The 1,359-nt window shown below is 36.4% G+C and carries 1 protein-coding gene and 1 pseudogene; both read left to right on the top strand.

Annotated features, from left to right (window positions below):
* Nucleotides 1–220 (top strand): annotated as a pseudogene (locus HRG09_RS28085) (hypothetical protein); the annotation flags it as partial.
* Between the two features lie 93 nt (nucleotides 221–313).
* Nucleotides 314–1,240: a hypothetical protein gene (locus tag HRG09_RS28090; RefSeq protein WP_174104069.1), complete on the top strand. Its 927-nt coding sequence runs from the start codon at nucleotides 314–316 to the stop codon at nucleotides 1,238–1,240.
* Nucleotides 1,241–1,359: the final 119 nt, after the last annotated feature.

Here is a 1,359-nt window from a genome sequence, read left to right on the forward strand (position 1 = left end):
GAAAAATGTTGCAATTGATAATGAACTCATTACTGAAGAATCTGTTAATCAATTAGAAAGTAAAGTACAAGAAAAGTTGAACAAAGAAGGAGTTACGGTTACGAAACAGACCGAATCGAAAGTGGTTGATCGGGAAAAACAGTTTGAGCCATTCTCGAATTTTGCACAATTCCAACATGTTGCAAAGAAAAAGAAACAAGAGGTGGAATTAGAACGATAGATGGCTTGTGTACACAATTTAATATAGAAACAATGCCATCACTTATCGTTGAGTACGAGAAGTGATTTTTTATTATAAAGGAGGAAGTGAAAAGTGAATATACAAGAACAACTGAAGCAGGAAGAAATCAGAGAAGCTTTGTATAAACAAGCACTTCAGATGACTGGAAAACAAAAAGAAAGGTTTCCTGAAGGAAATATGCATGAAAAACAACGAGGAGTGGAACCAGGTGTTACTCGTTTTGCGATTCCATCTGTGACAAGTGCAATGGACTGGGGGCAAGGAGATATCACAATTGATATTCATCATGATACGGGGAAAGTAAAAGTATATGAACAAGCAATAGATGGTGAGAATTGGTCAAAATCTTCTCTTCGACTTACAGGAGAGAAGCAGTTGTCTGATGTGGTGAAAAACTTGATAAAGCAAAGAGCGATTGAGCGCCAAAGAATGGAAGAAACAGCCAATCAAAAGAGGGAAAATCAAGTGGTGATACCTAAATCAATGCCCAAAGAGGCTTATAAAGAGTCATATAAGGAACAAGTTTTAGAAGAGCTTGCTCCTTCCCAAGAAGAGAAACAATACAAAGAACAGTATAAGGTTGAAGTACTAGCAATGCTAGGAAATGGGAAAGAAAAGTCACCTGATTCAAAAGAAGAGAAAAAAGAAGCTCCTTTAAAACAACAAGAAGAAAAGTATACGAAAAGTCGGGAAGAGCGTGTCAAAGAAATGAAAGAATTCGAGAAAATACATTCTTATCCTGAAGTATACAAGCTAAAGAAAGAAGCGCTTCAGGAATTGAAAGGGCTGAATTTGACAAATTCCCAGCGGGAAAAGCTGACGAATATTGAAAAAGCTCTAGATCAAGAAAAACAGGAATATGATAAAAATAGTAAAAAAGAGTCTAACCAGGAGAAAGAACCAAAAAGTCAAAATAAATTCGCACAGCTTTTTCATCAGTTTAAAGGTGTGAAAAAGAACGAACAGCCAAAAGAAGCGGAAATGGAACATGCTAGATAGATATAGGTTGAGGAGAGTACTGTGAAACAGTGCTCTTCTTCTTTTTAAAAGCGAAAGAAGAGAAGAGAATGGCAAACATTGTTGAAATTGTAGACATCGACTATACGGGTGTATGGGCA

The sequence above is a fragment of the Bacillus sp. Xin1 genome (assembly GCF_013314535.1).
Classification (GTDB): domain Bacteria; phylum Bacillota; class Bacilli; order Bacillales; family Bacillaceae_G; genus Bacillus_A.